The following is a 15,147-nucleotide window of genomic DNA, read 5'->3' on the forward strand; positions in this document are numbered from 1 at the left end:
TATGAGTGCTAATTTAATGTTGTTTGAAGAACAACAAGTAGAAGTTTTTGAACTTAATGGCATGGCTTATTTTAATCCATATCATGTGGGGAAATGTTTGGAAATGGCAGATAGCACGGTTAGAAATTATTTATCTAAAATGAATAATAATCAAGTTAGATTGTTAAAGAATTCGGATGTCCACTTAAAGGACATCCGAAAGTTAAATAATGCAGGTGAAAAGTTTCTCACTGAAAGTGGAGTATATAAATTGGCATTTAAAAGTCATAAACCTAATGCAGAAAAGTTTTCAGATTGGGTAGCTGATGAGGTTTTACCATCCATAAGAAAAACAGGCTTCTACTCAACAGAGAAAGCAGAGCAACCCAAAATTGAAGCTCCACGCAACCTAGTTAAAAAGTTTTACAATGGCAATCTTGTTATGGTACTTAAAGATTTGGAGAGAATTCTAAATGTTCCGGCTGGCAATTTGAGTTATTACCTTAGAAATAATAGTAGTTTTAAAAGAGGGATAGATTACTTTTTATTGGAAGGTAAAGAACTTAAAAGATTTAAAGAGTATAATAATGTTTCTCCGTTTATAGGTAATTTAATCATTATGCCTAAGCAGGGTGTTGATAAGTTAGTAAAATTATTGGTTCTCAGGGAGGAAGATATACAAGAAATTGAGAACTATTTCAAGACAGAAACTCAAGAAACACATAATAATATGCCAATCCTGGAACAACTGCAGGTTTGTAAATTTATTGCTGATGATTTTAAAATAAATGAAGCTATAAAGATGTCCATATATAAAATGATTTGTGAAAAGAATGGAATTGGTTCAGAAATTATAGATATGATAAAGTCTGATGAAGATGATGTTGAAGAATTTGCAAAGAAATTATTAGAGCTTTTAAGACATTATTTAAAAACTTACACAGTAGATGAAGTGGTATCCATAAAGAAAAAGTGTATTTCAAGAAATGACTTTAAATTTCTACCCACAGAAGGGAAAGAAATTATTGTAGGCTTTTTAATATTACACTTAAAATTTTAAGACAAAGTACAAAAATAGCTTAGAACATAAATAAGCACTTGCTGCAATGAACCGACCCCCAGAAGTTAGACATAAACGCTAGCTGATGGGAGGCCGGTTTTTATATGGCAAGTGCTTTTGTTATGGGTGAAAGAAGGGGGGAGGAAGAGGTGGAGCAACAGATTAAAGAATTGGAGAAGTAGCTACGCTTGAGAAAAGTTCAAGGACAATTAGATATATTAATTTATAATGATAAGCGTAATTATAAAAGCCATATAATATATGGCTTGTTACATTCTATAGAGCTTTTCTTTATTCTCGTGTTGACAATTTGTAATATTTTCTTTGTTTAATTCAAATATTTTGGTTTTAAATTTTAAATTTTTATCTGGGGTAAATAAAGTCAAAACAATTTCTATGGGTTTGCAATTATTATCAACATAAACTTTAAATAATTCGTCAGCAAAAGGAAATATTAGTGAACAATTAATAATTTGCATTGGCTCAATTATTACTGGGAAATCAAGTTGTTTGTCAATTAGATAGCTCGTACCACTTGATTCGCTATGCTTGATTGAAATTTCATTTATCTTATATCTAGGATTTGGTCTAAGAATTATAGTGTTATATTTTATGATGGCGTTTTTTAAAGATGCTGGAACAAGGGAGATATTGCTTATTCTTAAATTTATAATTAAAATTTTATGACATTTAAAGCTTTCTTTGTTGTTATTGAAAAAACCATTTAAATAGAGGCTATAGTCTTCAAGTTTTATTCGTGGTTTTTCAGATAATATTTTATAAAAATTCAAGACTAAACTACATACCCCAGTTATACAACCAATTAATGCAATTATTTGAGTAAATAAATTGTTATTTATAATTAACACCTCACTTTCTTATAGTGATAATTCTATAAATAAATATTATAACCTTTAGAAGATAATGGGATAAGGAGGTGAGTGCCAAAATTATAGTGCTTTGAAATATAAAAAATAAAGATCATTTAGGAAGGAGGCGAGATTATGGCCGAAAGAGAAATATATCACTTGGATATAGTGATCGGAGTGCAGGGGGATGAATCAAGTAAAAAGAAGATAAGTGCTCTTGACAGGTATTTTGAGCAGACACAAAAAAGAGCAAATATATTGGACAAGATGTCAGTATCACCTTCTGCAAAGATAAACGATAGAGCTACCAGCAGGATTGAAAAAATCAATTCAACTTTAAACAAGTTAAATAGGCTTGTAGCTTCTCCTACTGTAATGATTAAAGATAAAGTATCTGGCTCATTAAGTATAATGAGAAGTGGGATAAATAAAGTAATATCTGCAGCTACATCACTTGAAGGAGCACTTTTGGGAGTTGGCAGTGCGTGGGCGGGAATAATAAAACCCATGCAGCTATCTGGGGATTTTGAACAGACCCAGATAGCCTTTACTACAATGCTTAAAAGTGCAGAGCAGGCAAATTCATTTCTAACACAAGCTCAAGATATGGCGAATGCAACTCCTTTTGAGTTCCCTCAGCTTGCTAATGCAAGTAAAAAAATGCTTGCTTTTGGGTGGGATGTTAAAAGTATTCTGCCTGATTTGGCTACAATAGGAGATGCTGCATCCGGACTAGGACTTGGCGCTGAAGGTATAAACCAGATAACCTTGGCTTTAGGTCAGATGAAGGCAAAAGGCAGAGTTCAAGGTGATGAGATCCTACAATTAACAGAAGCAGGAGTTCCTGCAGCTAAAATACTTCAGGAGCAGCTTGGGTTGACAGCTGAACAAGTAGGTGAAATAGGTAAGCAAGGACTTGAATCAGATAAAGCTATAAAAGCATTGCTTACGGGAATGAATCAAAGATTTGGTGGAATGATGCAGAATCAAGCCAAAACAGCACTTGGATTAATGTCTACCCTTAAAGATACTCTTGATAACAAATTTTTAACTCAATGGGGCACTGGCCTTTGGAGTGGAATTAAGCCAGGACTAACTAAAGTCACAACATGGCTTGATAAAAACGATAAAAAGGTAACTGAACTTGGCAAGCTATTTAGAAAAGCAGGGGAAAACGTAAGTACTTTTATAGGTGGTGGGCTTGAGAAAAGCCAACAGAGGTTAAGTAAATTAATGGATAGCAGCCAATGGAAAAATGCTGACTTTGGAGGAAAGATAACGCTTGCTTGGGATAAGGTTATAGCTGAACCTCTTTCGAGTTGGTGGAGTGGTGATGGTAGACCAAAAATAAATAAAGTCGCCAGTGAAATGGGTTCTAGTATAGGAAGTGTACTTGGAGGGGGTATAATAGCTGTATTGGATGCTTTCTCTGGTGGAGATGATATAAATAAAACTGGAAATACAGCAGGTAAATCCTTCTTAGATGCATTTCTCAAAGCTTTTAATACTGATGAAATTATAAAGAAACTTTTAACTGCCTTTAAGGATACTAATTTGAACGCTGTTAAAAATCCAAGTGCTGAAAGTATTGCTAAGGCTGGAATATTAGACTACGGGTTATACGCATTGGGTGGAGGAGCTTTAATAAAAGGCGGTGCAAAAGCTGCAAAAGGTGCATTTAAATTAGGTAAATGGGCTGTTGGCAAGAAAGGAGTAAAAACTGCAGCAAGTGCAGCCGAGGAAATGGCAGGTGCAGCCGGAAGTGCTTCAAGTACTTCCAGTAAAGCATCTAATCCTTTTTCAGAAGAAATCAATAGATTAAAGGCTAATATCGAAGATGCTAAAAAAGGAGTTATAAACTCCAGTAAAGATGTGAAAAATAAGCAGAAGTCATATACTACTACCAGAGATACATTTAAAGAAGTGAGAAACACTAAAACTTCTTCTGAATTAAGTAAAGCTGCAAGTGCATTTAGAAAGGCAGCAGATGAATCAAAGGCTGCAGAACAGTTAAGAAAATCCAGTCAGGAAAAATTGAATCAAGCTATAAAAAATTATGATAACCTTATAAAAAGATCACAGAATGTAGGAAAGGGTAAAAATGTACCTGAATCTTTATCGAAGCAAATAAATACAGCACAAACAAGAGTTGATAATGCTAGAAAAAAAGTTAGAAGTGCCGGCATAAACGAAAGTAAGAAAAAAGAAACTTATAATAAGGCCAGAGATACATTTAAATCTGCTAAAGATGTTGGTAATACTTCCGATTTAAAAAAAGCAGCAGAAGATTTCAGAAAAGCGGCAAATGACTCTGCAAATGCAGAAAAATTAAGAAAGGCAAATCAAGACAAATTAAATAAAACTGTAAAGGAATATAATGATTTTGTAAAAAAGTCTAAGGATGTTAAAAATGTTGGCAAAGGGGTATCAGAAGGGACATTTGCTGGCATATTTAGTAAAATAGGAAAGTTAACCGAAAGGGTACCTTTGCTCGGTAAAGTAGGGAAGGTTGCTAAAAAGGTTCCTTTGCTTGGTGCAGGGCTTACACTTGCGGGTGCAGGACTTGACATAGTAACATCTTCTGATAAGAAAAGAGCTACTGTTGGTGCAGCAGGTAACATTGCAGGAGGATTAGTAGGAATGAAAGCAGGAGCTACTATTGGTGGGACTATAGGTTCGATTTTCGGACCAGTAGGAACAGCAGTAGGTGCTGGTGTTGGAGGTATTGCCGGAGGAATAGCAGGTTCAATAGGAGGAGAAAAAGCCCTTGATTGGATATATGATAAGACAGGACCAGCAGTTAAATATCTAAAATCAGGTTTTAATGATGCCAAGAAATCAGTTCAGACCTCATGGAATGGACTCGGGAAATGGTTTGATAGTAATGTAAGTACACCAGTTTCTAGTGGATTTAATAATGCTAAAAAGTCCATTGAAAACAAATGGTCTAACACCAAAACTTGGTTTGGTAATAAAGTAGGTACTCCACTTAAAAATGGAGCTATAAATACTATAAATTTCACTGTTGGCGCCTTTGAAATGGGGAAAGATGCAGCTGCTAAAGCTTGGTCGCCATATGGACAGTGGTTGAATACTAATGTGTTTACTCCGGTTAAAAATAAAGCTTCTGAAACAGGTAAATGGCTTGGCGATAAAGTAGGAGAAGGCAAAACATGGGCTTCAAATAAGTGGTCTGATTTTAGTTCATGGTGGGGTAGTAATGTGGCAACTCCTGTGAAAGATGCTGCATCAAGTGCCGGACAATGGATTGCCGAAAAGTATGGAGAAGCTAAAACCTGGGCTTTGAATAAATGGAGTGATTTCTCAATCTGGTGGGGAACTAATGTGTCTGAACCAGTAAAAGGATATGCTTCATCCGCCGGTCAATGGATAGGAGAAAGATTTAATGATGCTAAATCTACAGCCCATACTGCATGGACAGGTTTCTCGGGATGGTGGAGTGAAAATATTGCTGAACCAACAAAAAGTGTAGCTACCACTGTTGGAGACTGGATAGGATCAAAATTTAGCGCAGCCAGAAAAACAGCAGAAACTGCATGGACTGACTTTTCAGAGTGGTTTGAAAAACATATAAGTGGACCAGTTAGTGATTTTATAAAAAAGGCAGAAAAGAGAGGGGAACAAACAACAGGATTAAGTACTGCTAATGGTAAGAATAATGGTGGTAAAACACCAGGTAAAAATGCCAATGGAGGCATTACATCAGGACCTGAATTAAGTTGGGTCGGTGAAGCAGGAACAGAAGCCATAATTCCATTATCCAGTGGCCGAAGAAGCAGAGGACTACAGCTATGGCAGCAGGCAGGAAGAATGTTAGGAGTAAAAATGTTTGCTAACGGTGGTATTGTAGGAAATGGTTCTGCCGGTGGATCTAAAGTCGCAAAAGCTACAGCCAATATATCAACTGCCATAACATTAGGAGATGATGCACTAACTCAATTTAAAAAATATGGTAATAAAATAAATGATAATTTAAGTAGTGGAATATTAGATAATAAAAAAGTATCAACCAATTCAGTGAATAGAGTTACAAATGAATCTGGTTCGATACTTAATTTATTCTCGAGAACTGGGCATGTGTATGGCGGTGCCATAATGAACGACTTTGCACAAGGTATAAGGGCTGCAACGTCAGATGTAACAAGTGCAGTAAAAATTCTCACAGATAAAGTAATTGAGGAATTCAAGACAGGCTTTGAAATACATTCCCCATCTGCGGTTATGACTAGACTATCTAAATTTATCCCACAAGGAGTTATAAAAGGAATGACATCTATAGATATTAAAGCATTTATAAAAAGCTGGATTGGAGATATTTCATCCATGGCCGGTGGCATGAGTGGTAATGTATCTGGATGGTTAAGTGCAGCTATGGCCATAACAGGAACACCTATGAGTTTCTTGCCAATGCTCCAAAATATCGCAATGCATGAATCGGGCGGGAATCCTAGAGCCATTAATCTATGGGATAGTAACGCCGCCGCAGGACATCCAAGTAAGGGAATTATGCAGATGATAGACGAGACATTCAACCGTTGGGCTTTACCTGGAATGAATGATATATGGAATCCTATCCATAATATCGTATCTTCTATAAGGTATATGATAGGCAGATATGGGAGTATAGCAAATGTACCAGGAATTCGTTCACAATTAGCTGGTGGATCATATGTAGGCTACGCAACCGGTACAGACAACGCAAAGAAAGGACTTGCTAGAATAAACGAAAGAGGTTGGGAATTTGTGGACTTCGCTGGTGGAGAAAATGTATTAACTCATAATAAATCTGTAAGTTTGATGGATAGGGCTGCAAATTCAATAAACAGGATAAAAAATGCTGTATCTGGACTAAGTTTAACAGATACTGAAAATAAGGATATTCCTGAAAATTTAAGTTATTATACTTCTCAACCACAGGTGGCTATGGCCGGAGCTAGTTATGGAGATATAAATGTTGATGTGGAAAATAATTTTAACAGTGACCCAGACATTGACGAAATAGTAATACAAGCCACAAAGAGATTTGCTACAGAGTTAAGAAAAACACTACAAAATACTAAGAGGTGAGGATGATGGAAAATCAAGATTTAAATAAAAAAGAGACTGCTTCTGAAGTACCGGTTCAGAAGCAGTTCCAATTTACTGAACATGAAATATTCTGTGTAGCAAGTCATTTACAAATGTATATAGATCGGGTCGAAAATAAACTTGAAGATTATAATCCATGTAATACATGTAAGTTTATTAAAAGTTGTTTTAAGAATAACGATCCTGTTTATCCTGATGTAATGAATAAATTAGTCAATATAACAGGGCTGGATTATCTTATTTGGGCCCGCACTAAATAGCCCTTGGAAATTTGTCCTTCAGAGGGCATTTATTGCGGCATGTACATTTTTGAGAATGAATGCACGATAAAGGCCCAATGTATATATATCTTGGGGCATTGCCATCAAGCATAGCTACTTTTTTATATTTGGCAGTTATTGTGTTTTCATCATCAAGATAAGGGCAATACCCAGTTACTTCTTCAATCATATATTCCATAGTTTATCACCTCCCCAAAGATGATAATTCTACAAGATACTGTAAATACCTTTAAAAAATGATGTAAGGAAGTGAAATAAATGAGAAATCAAAACTCAAGAAATGAAATCAAGGCATTGAATAAGAGAATAATTGAGCTTGAAGGACAGCTCCAAGCTCAACGTGATTCTGAAAAAAGAGCACAAGAATTAAGTGTTGAAAAATCCTGGTATTGCACTGCAAAACACTTTAAAAGTTTACTGGAAGATGCAATGCATTGTCGTATTGCTGATTTTGCAAAGCCATGTCAAGATTGCAAGTATAATTTTGGACTTAATGGTAAATTAAGATGCGACATGGATTATGCATATGAAAGATTTCGTGTTCTGACAATAGCAACAGGGATACAGTTTAGTCCTCTGGGCAAAGAGCAAGAATAAATTAGGAGGTAGTAGGATGGGTACAGAGCAGCGAATTGAAGAACTGGAACAGAGGGTGGCTGCACTTGAAGGGCAAGTTCAAGCACAGTCGGTAGAATTAAAAAAAGTGTTCGCATTCTTGTTTGATAGGTCTGAATATAAGGGACTAATCAAACAAGGTAAAGCTGAATGGCCTAAAATGCTTACTGAATCATTAGAAAAATATTTTAATGCTTAATGCTCGTTTAAGATATTCAAATAATATAGAAAAAACTTTTGTTCATAAAAGGAGTGAGGATATGTTAAATTTTACTATTCAAGAATTAAAAAAATTAAGCTCACTTATTCAAATCGAATTGATAAGAATAAGTGAGAATTTTAACAAAGGAGAAATTAATATCTGTATAGATGGCAACAAAATGCAATGTAATAAATTTAAAAAGATTGTTGCCAAAAATAAACCGCCACATCTAATTGTAAATGTTACTTATTAAAGACTTTTAAATTAGCAGTTATAGAAATTAATTCTTTCCCTAGTTTTTGAATATTAGATAATTCTTCTTCATTTAGCTTAGAAGAAGTTTCAATACCAATTACACCTGGAGATAATGTAAAGGAGTGATGCCATGGATCTTACAAGTTTTGCAAATGCCATAGGGAATATAGGCCAGTCTGTAGTGGATGCAGTGGAAAGAGTGATAAACCTTAACTTTGATGTGTACCTAACAAATACAAAAGATAGTGAGACTTTCCATTTTCCAGTCAACCCCTTAAGTCTCACAGTCAACAGGGAGAAGAAATATAGCACTGCCGATATAGTGGACATAGGAGAAATAGATATAAGCGATAAAGGTACTAAAATAAAGGAAATAAGTATGGAAACCTTAATTCCAGATGTCTATGAACCTTACTGCAGGTATACAGATATAGCAGACTCCAAAGAAACCGTTGAAAAACTTGAAAAGTGGAAAGATCAAGAAGAACCTTTGAGGCTTATCATAACTATGATAGGCTTTAACAGTCTTGTGAATCTGGCTGTTATGAATGAAGAAATAAGGCCAGAGGGATTGAATAACAACAGGTATTTTACATTTACATTCAGAACGCATAGGGATTTTAAAATAAGTCAGGTTGATTCCACTCTTCAAGATAATAGGCAAACTACAGAAAGTAGTGGTGCAAAGTATTCACACAGAGAAGGAGAGTGGATAATAGTTACCGCAGATGTTTTGAATGTGAGAGATGGTCCTGGAGAGAGCTATGGAATAAGGGGAACAGTAAAAAAAGATGAGTGCTATAAAATTGGAAGTATACAGGGTAATTGGGCAGATATATACTGGTCTAACCATGGCGGCTGGATTTGCACTGATTATGTTAGGTAGGTGATACTATGATAAGTATAATTGCAAAGGATAATTATAAAATAGAAAATTTAAATAAAGGCATTACCCTGCAGGAAAGCATAGATTCCATAGCATATATGGCCACAGTCAAGCTGATTGAAACTGAACAGCTTCAGAGTATCCAGTTTGTTAAAGGTAATGGCATTGAAATATGGGATACTCCCTTTAATGGAACCAGTGATGTAAGAGTTTTTAAGGGTGTTGTATGGGAAAGGGAAAGAAACAGGAAAGAGCATTATCTGAACCTTGAGTGCAAGGAGAAAACAGTCTATCTTGAAAATTCAGAAGATGAATATTTACATCCAGAAGGACAGACCGCCACCCAGAGGATAACAAAGTATACCAATGACTGGAATATACCTATAGGAACTTTTGTGGATACAGGTATAGGTCTTGCAAAAAAACCTTATAGGGGTGATAAAATTCTTGATATGATAGTTAACGACCTTAAAGAAACAGCTCAAAAAGGTGGTAAGCTTTATAAAGTCAGAATGCAAGAAGATAAACTGGATCTGATTGAGATAGGTACAAATACTACTGTATGGAAATTAGAATCCATAGCAGAGGAAATAGAAGAATACAGCTCATTGGAAGGTGCTGTAACCCAGGTAAAAGTTCTTGGAACCCAATCAGATGAAAGTCTAAGTCCTGTTATTGGTATCTATGAAAAAGAAACCAGAGGATATGGCACTCTAAGAAAGATAGTCCAGGATGATAAAGTGACAAATGCAGATGAAGCCAAGAAAAGAGCAGATTCTATATTTAGCACTGGTGAGGACTATATAAATATAAGCTGTGGCATTGATATAAACACCATAAGGGCAGGAGATAAAGTAAGCCTTGATGGTGTTGGTTTGTATGTAGCAAGTGTTACCCATACTTTGGGAAGCAGTGGAAAGATGGAGTTAACTGTTGGAACTATGGATTATATAAGGAGGAAGTTTTATGCGGGAGATGGGGGAACTAGTTAGGGTTGTGAAAGATGAAACCAGTAAATCCATAAATGGTGCTGTTTCAGGATTAGGAGTTGAATTTGGTACCATGACAGAAACAGGGTTGAAACTTGATAACTTTAAAGATGTAATAACAGATTACAAGGTGCTGGACTATTTAACCATGGATAAGGATTATTTTACTAATACTAATAGTGCCGGTGAATATAGCCATTCACATAATGTAATAACACCAGATGGATTGAAGCCTTTAAAAAGTGGTGACAGGGTATTGGTTGCCCAGGTAGGAAGTGAATTTATCGTTATAGGGAGGGTGAGATAAATGCCTAATCTATTCCCTGATAGTTATTATACGGATGATACTGGCAGTAGCACAACTAACACTAATACTGGCATTGAATATAAAGGTTCCTATAAGTTTAATTTTGCGAAAGGTGAATTTGTAAAGAATCCTGATGGAACTATAAAAAAGTGTGATGATTTGGAAGCTTACGCACAGTGGTGTCAGATGGCACTTTTAACAGATAGGTATAAGTATATATACAGTAACTTATTTGGCCAGGAGTTCTCAAGTCTTGAAAATGGTCAGTATTCGAGGGATGCCATAGAGCTTGAAGTAAAAAGAATGACAGTGGAGGCTTTAATGGTGCATCCAAGAACTAAAGATGTTACAAACTTTACTTTTAAATGGCAAAATAACGGAGAATTGTATTATGAATATACGGTGATTACTGTAGACGGTAAGAGTGTGGGGTTAAACAATTCTGTGAATGTGGGGTGATAATATGGCAGATACAATGCCTGCAGTACCTGATTTTTTAAAGGAAGATACAGACACTATACATGCAAGAATGCTCTCTAAAGCTCCTTCTGATGTAAGTACAATGGAAGGAGACTTTTTCTGGAGTATCACAAGGCCAGTGGCAGAAGAAGAATACAAACACAGGCAGCTTATGATAGCTTTTATAAAGTTAGTGTATTTGGGAACTAGCTATGATGGATATTTAGACCTTGTAGGTGCTGCTATAGGAGTCATAAGAAAAGATGCTACCAAAACAAAGGATACAATAAAAATCAGGGGAGTATCTGGCACAGTTATTCAAAGTGGTAAAATAGCCAGTACAGTTTCAACGGAAGATAACCGGAGTATTGAATTTCAATTTCTTGAAACAAAGACTATAGATGATACTGGAATAGTTGAAATACAGGTGGAATGTACTGAAGCCGGTACTGTAGGAAATGTAAAGGCAAACACCATAACTATACTTACAACCCCTATAAATGGAGTACAAAATATAGTTAATGACCATGATTTCACAAGTGGCACTGATGTTGAAAGTAATGACGATTATAAAGAAAGGATTTTAGAGAGATTGCAAAAGCCAACAACTAGTGGCAATAAGTATGACTATGTAAAGTGGGCTAAAGAGGTACCAGGAGTAGGAGATGCAAAACCATTCCCACTCTGGAATGGAAATGGTACCGTTAAGGTAGTAATAATAAACAGTAATAAAAGGGCAGCAGATAATGAATTAGTTCAGAAAGTAAAAGATTATATAGATCCGGAACCAGAAGGAAAAGGAGAAGGCCAGGCTCCTATAGGTGCAGTTTGTACAGTAGTATCTGCCACAGAAAAAGCAATGAATATAACAGCTAAAGTAGTTCTTGCAAATGGATACACTTTGCAGCAGGTACAGGATAATTTCAATGAAGCCATACAGAAATATTTGAGCGACCTGGCCTTTAATTCTACCTATATAAGCTATGCAAAAGTTGGAGGTATTTTATTAAGTACAGATGGAATAGTTGATTATGATAGTGATAGCTTAACTTTAAACAATGGAACTTCTAATATAGCTTTAGCAGATGAAGAGATACCAGTGGTAGGGACTATAAGTTTAGGGGTGTGATAAATGGCATATCCAGAAAGTATAGATAAATTTACAGAGAAATTAAATAAACTTGATAATAACACCTATGTAATTGAGGAAGAAATACAAGTTACAGATGGTGTATATGAAGGTGAACTCCATCATGACAATGTAAGTTTGCCTTCTATTAATGTGTATACCGGAAGTAAATTAACAGGAACCAAGATAGAAAATGTTATAGTATCTACTCCAAGCCTTACACCTTGGAAAAAGACAATTAAGATATTCTCAAGTGTATCTCCGGTTTATATAACCTACCAGACACAGGGAGATACGGTTGAGGCAGAGGATATAAACAAGGTTCAGGACAGCATTGTAAATACTCAAATAGCTTTAAATGCAGAAAAAGATAGGGCAATAGACAGGGAAGACACGATAGAAGATAATTTAAATATTGAAATCAATAGAGCTAAAAATAGGGAAGATGGTATAGAAGATGACTTAAACAGTGAAATTAGTAGGGCAGAAAATGCTGAAAATACCTTGACCAATAATTTAAATGCCGAAATCAATAGGGCTAAAGGTGCCGAAAATGTACTGACTAATAATTTAAATAGTGAGGCTAACAGGGCAACTCAATCTGAAAATAATATAAATACAGCACTCACCGGCGAAATAAATAGAGCAAAACAAGCCGAAAATGCCATATCAAATACAATTAATACAAATAAACCTAATTGGGATGATAAATATACTAAAAATGAAATTGATAATAAAATAAGTCAGGTAATTACGGATCTTGATTGGAAGGAAGCAGTTTCAACTTTTGCAGATATAGCAACAACCTATCCAAGTCCTGAAGACGGTTGGACTGTGAATGTAAAAGATACAGATATAACCTATAGGTATAGTGGGACTGGTTGGGTGGCAATATCAGCTAATTCTATTCCACTTGCTACTTCTTCAGTAGATGGAAAAATGTCTAAACAGGATAAGATAAATTTAGATGATACTAATAGTAAAAAACATACTCATAATAATTTATCTATATTGCAGACAATAACTCAAGCTTTAATAGATGCCTGGAATGCTGTAAGTCATAAGTCGGATGTGGGGCATAAACATGTAAGAGTAGATATAACAGATTTTCCAGATGTTTATACGAAGAATGAGGTAGATACTTCTATAGATGCTATACAAGTAGGTGGAAGAAATTTAATAAAAAATGGTGATTTTTTACAAAGTTTCTCTAATTGGACTAAAAATGGATCTGATACTACAATAGAAGTAATATCTGATAGTAGATTTGGGCAATGCTGTAAAGTAAGTACACCAACAACGGTACATGGCATATATAATGTTGCTAATAATTATGCTGCTACTGTAAATGAAGAAGGTCAATATACCTATTCTGCCTGGCTAAAAGCAGATGCCCCTATGCAGGTGAATTTTGGCTTAGATAGTAGTAAAGTAGCTATAAATATAACTACGGAATGGGTAAGATACACATGTACTGCTATCAAGGCTGTGGGTAAAAATAATATATTATGTGTATATAAAAATGGAGCTAATACTGGTGAAACTTTAACCTTTTATGTTGCTAATGCTAAATTAGAAGTTGGTAATAAAGCCACAGACTGGACACCAGCTCCTGAGGATATTCAAAATCAGCTGGAGAACAAGTCAGATGTAGGGCATACCCATGATGATAGATATTACACTGAAACTGAAAGTAACAATAAGTTTGCTACCAAAGATGAAATATCTAATGCTGGTTATGGTGATATGTTAAAAAGTGTATATGATACTAATGGCAATGGTATTGTGGATAAGGCCGAGGACAGTAATACAGTAGGAGGTAAAAGTGTAAATGATTTTACAAAAAGAGTTATTTTAACGGGGCAATTGCAAAAAAACAGTTATAGACGATCTGTTATCGCTCTATGCGAACTTACTAATACAAATCCTAGTTTAAATTCATACAGTACAGGTATTATCAGCTTTAAAAGAGGTAATGGTATTACAGAATTAACCTCTTTATATGTAGGAGCCGAGAAACTATATAATTCTTCTACTATGCATTATTTTGGTTTAGGACTAGGGAGAAGTCCTGATTTAATACGTCCCTGTACTTTTACTTATAATGGGAATGTATATGGTGGAATAGAATTTAAGTTTTCAAACGCTGAATCTAACCAGGTAGAATTTAATGGTTCTTCAACTTTTAACATATTTGGGTTAGATTATTATGATACTCAAAATAATGTACCCCTTAATGAAGAAGTAAATAACTCATTGAATTTTGATACCACAATAAACAAACTACCTAACTTATTATATAACAACGATAAAATTTCATTACAAAAAGATGTAGTTTCTAAAGGTTGTACATGGAACGACCTCAAGGGGGTGTAACTTATGTATGGTACTGAAAAATACGGAACAACCGGATATTCCCAGGAACAACAGATATCTGATGAAGAAATTAAATCTTACAAGCCTGATTTACTATATAGGTTGCCTCCTCATCTAAAGGAGATTCCTGAATTTAAGTCCTGGGGTGATGTATCAAGTTATGAACTTGGACTTTCTGCCTGGCAGGAAGAAGATATTCTAAACCAGTGTTTTATAGATACTGCAACCTGGGGACTTGTATTTTGGGAGAGTATATTTAGCATTCCCACTGACCTGAATAAATCTTATGAAGACAGAAGAGCAGTCATAAAAGCAAAACTAAGAGGTTCAGGCACTACTACAAGACAGATGATAAAAAACACCGCAGAAGCTTTCAGTGGCGGCGAGTGTGATGTAATAATGCATCCAGAGGACTACAGCTTTACAGTTCAATTTATAGGGATTAAAGGGATACCTAAGAATCTTGAAGATTTTAAACAGATGCTTGAAGATATCAAGCCTGCTCATTTAGGCTATTATCTCAAATATACTTATACAGTTTGGAATTTCTTAAAGGACAAAAACCTTACGTGGAATCAGGCCAAACCTAAGACATGGAATGATCTAAAAGTTTATGATGGATAGGAGGGAA

Annotated in this window: 15 protein-coding genes; 13 read left to right on the forward strand and 2 right to left on the reverse strand. The window is 35.2% G+C overall.

Annotated elements, in window-relative coordinates:
* Position 1 precedes the first annotated feature (1 nt).
* Positions 2–1,039 (forward strand): BRO-N domain-containing protein, encoded by a 1,038-nt coding sequence (locus BS101_RS22215; RefSeq protein WP_083585616.1) that lies wholly within the window; start codon positions 2–4, stop codon positions 1,037–1,039.
* A gap of 269 nt (positions 1,040–1,308) precedes the next feature.
* Here BS101_RS22215 and BS101_RS00630 read toward each other — a convergent pair whose 3' ends face one another.
* On the reverse strand, positions 1,309–1,830 hold the full coding sequence (locus BS101_RS00630) for a hypothetical protein (RefSeq protein ID WP_073537095.1): 522 nt from the start codon (positions 1,828–1,830) through the stop codon (positions 1,309–1,311).
* 213 nt (positions 1,831–2,043) lie between these two features.
* Between BS101_RS00630 and BS101_RS00635 the strand changes: the two genes are divergently transcribed.
* Together BS101_RS00635 and BS101_RS00640 are read left to right on the forward strand one after the other, a co-directional pair.
* Positions 2,044–6,996: a tape measure protein gene (locus tag BS101_RS00635; RefSeq protein ID WP_073537096.1), complete on the forward strand. Its 4,953-nt coding sequence runs from the start codon at positions 2,044–2,046 to the stop codon at positions 6,994–6,996.
* 5 nt (positions 6,997–7,001) lie between these two features.
* On the forward strand, positions 7,002–7,277 hold the full coding sequence (locus BS101_RS00640; RefSeq protein WP_242951359.1) for a hypothetical protein: 276 nt from the start codon (positions 7,002–7,004) through the stop codon (positions 7,275–7,277).
* Here BS101_RS00640 and BS101_RS00645 read toward each other — a convergent pair.
* A complete protein-coding gene (locus BS101_RS00645; protein WP_073537097.1) occupies positions 7,270–7,476 on the reverse strand; it encodes a hypothetical protein in 207 nt (68 codons plus the stop codon). The genes BS101_RS00640 and BS101_RS00645 overlap by 8 nt on opposite strands.
* Before the next feature lie 80 nt (positions 7,477–7,556).
* Here BS101_RS00645 and BS101_RS00650 point away from each other — a divergent pair, with 80 nt between their 5' ends.
* From BS101_RS00650 to BS101_RS00695, 10 genes are all read left to right on the forward strand, one after another.
* The gene (locus BS101_RS00650; RefSeq protein WP_073537098.1) at positions 7,557–7,895 is read left to right on the forward strand and encodes a hypothetical protein; all 339 of its coding nucleotides are present in this window, start codon (positions 7,557–7,559) and stop codon (positions 7,893–7,895) included.
* 16 nt (positions 7,896–7,911) lie between these two features.
* Positions 7,912–8,112, forward strand: coding sequence for a hypothetical protein (locus tag BS101_RS00655; RefSeq protein ID WP_073537099.1), 201 nt, complete (start codon positions 7,912–7,914; stop codon positions 8,110–8,112).
* Positions 8,113–8,173: 61 nt separating this feature from the next.
* Positions 8,174–8,368, forward strand: coding sequence for a hypothetical protein (locus tag BS101_RS00660; protein WP_156875983.1), 195 nt, complete (start codon positions 8,174–8,176; stop codon positions 8,366–8,368).
* A gap of 132 nt (positions 8,369–8,500) precedes the next feature.
* Entirely contained in the window at positions 8,501–9,256 is a 756-nt protein-coding gene (locus BS101_RS00665) for an SH3 domain-containing protein (protein WP_073537101.1), read from the forward strand.
* An 8-nt stretch (positions 9,257–9,264) separates the two neighbouring features.
* Positions 9,265–10,248, forward strand: a complete 984-nt coding sequence (locus BS101_RS00670) for an XkdQ/YqbQ family protein (RefSeq protein ID WP_073537102.1) — start codon at positions 9,265–9,267, stop codon at positions 10,246–10,248.
* Positions 10,223–10,552 carry a hypothetical protein gene (locus BS101_RS00675; RefSeq protein ID WP_073537103.1) on the forward strand — a complete coding sequence of 110 codons (330 nt, stop codon included), beginning with the start codon at positions 10,223–10,225 and terminating at the stop codon, positions 10,550–10,552. The genes BS101_RS00670 and BS101_RS00675 overlap by 26 nt, the downstream gene beginning before the upstream one ends.
* Positions 10,553–11,011 carry a DUF2634 domain-containing protein gene (locus BS101_RS00680; RefSeq protein WP_073537104.1) on the forward strand — a complete coding sequence of 153 codons (459 nt, stop codon included), beginning with the start codon at positions 10,553–10,555 and terminating at the stop codon, positions 11,009–11,011.
* A 4-nt stretch (positions 11,012–11,015) separates the two neighbouring features.
* Positions 11,016–12,140, forward strand: coding sequence for a baseplate J/gp47 family protein (locus BS101_RS00685; RefSeq protein WP_073537105.1), 1,125 nt, complete (start codon positions 11,016–11,018; stop codon positions 12,138–12,140).
* Positions 12,141–12,143: 3 nt separating this feature from the next.
* Complete coding sequence (locus BS101_RS23625) at positions 12,144–14,516, forward strand: hypothetical protein (RefSeq protein WP_242951360.1); 2,373 nt, start codon at positions 12,144–12,146, stop codon at positions 14,514–14,516.
* A 3-nt stretch (positions 14,517–14,519) separates the two neighbouring features.
* Entirely contained in the window at positions 14,520–15,140 is a 621-nt protein-coding gene (locus BS101_RS00695) for a YmfQ family protein (protein ID WP_012103584.1), read from the forward strand.
* Positions 15,141–15,147: the final 7 nt, after the last annotated feature.

The organism is Clostridium kluyveri, from assembly GCF_001902295.1.
GTDB classification, from domain to species: Bacteria; Bacillota; Clostridia; order Clostridiales; family Clostridiaceae; genus Clostridium_B; species Clostridium_B kluyveri_B.

Coding starts and splice junctions, on each gene's coding strand:
- BS101_RS22215 (WP_083585616.1), top strand. CDS start 2: ATGAGTGCTAATTTAATGTTGTTTGAAGAACAACAAGTAGAAGTTTTT.
- BS101_RS00635 (WP_073537096.1), top strand. CDS start 2,044: ATGGCCGAAAGAGAAATATATCACTTGGATATAGTGATCGGAGTGCAG.
- BS101_RS00640 (WP_242951359.1), top strand. CDS start 7,002: ATGGAAAATCAAGATTTAAATAAAAAAGAGACTGCTTCTGAAGTACCG.
- BS101_RS00645 (WP_073537097.1), bottom strand. CDS start 7,476: ATGGAATATATGATTGAAGAAGTAACTGGGTATTGCCCTTATCTTGAT.
- BS101_RS00650 (WP_073537098.1), top strand. CDS start 7,557: ATGAGAAATCAAAACTCAAGAAATGAAATCAAGGCATTGAATAAGAGA.
- BS101_RS00655 (WP_073537099.1), top strand. CDS start 7,912: ATGGGTACAGAGCAGCGAATTGAAGAACTGGAACAGAGGGTGGCTGCA.
- BS101_RS00660 (WP_156875983.1), top strand. CDS start 8,174: ATGTTAAATTTTACTATTCAAGAATTAAAAAAATTAAGCTCACTTATT.
- BS101_RS00665 (WP_073537101.1), top strand. CDS start 8,501: ATGGATCTTACAAGTTTTGCAAATGCCATAGGGAATATAGGCCAGTCT.
- BS101_RS00670 (WP_073537102.1), top strand. CDS start 9,265: ATGATAAGTATAATTGCAAAGGATAATTATAAAATAGAAAATTTAAAT.
- BS101_RS00675 (WP_073537103.1), top strand. CDS start 10,223: ATGCGGGAGATGGGGGAACTAGTTAGGGTTGTGAAAGATGAAACCAGT.
- BS101_RS00680 (WP_073537104.1), top strand. CDS start 10,553: ATGCCTAATCTATTCCCTGATAGTTATTATACGGATGATACTGGCAGT.
- BS101_RS00685 (WP_073537105.1), top strand. CDS start 11,016: ATGGCAGATACAATGCCTGCAGTACCTGATTTTTTAAAGGAAGATACA.
- BS101_RS23625 (WP_242951360.1), top strand. CDS start 12,144: ATGGCATATCCAGAAAGTATAGATAAATTTACAGAGAAATTAAATAAA.
- BS101_RS00695 (WP_012103584.1), top strand. CDS start 14,520: ATGTATGGTACTGAAAAATACGGAACAACCGGATATTCCCAGGAACAA.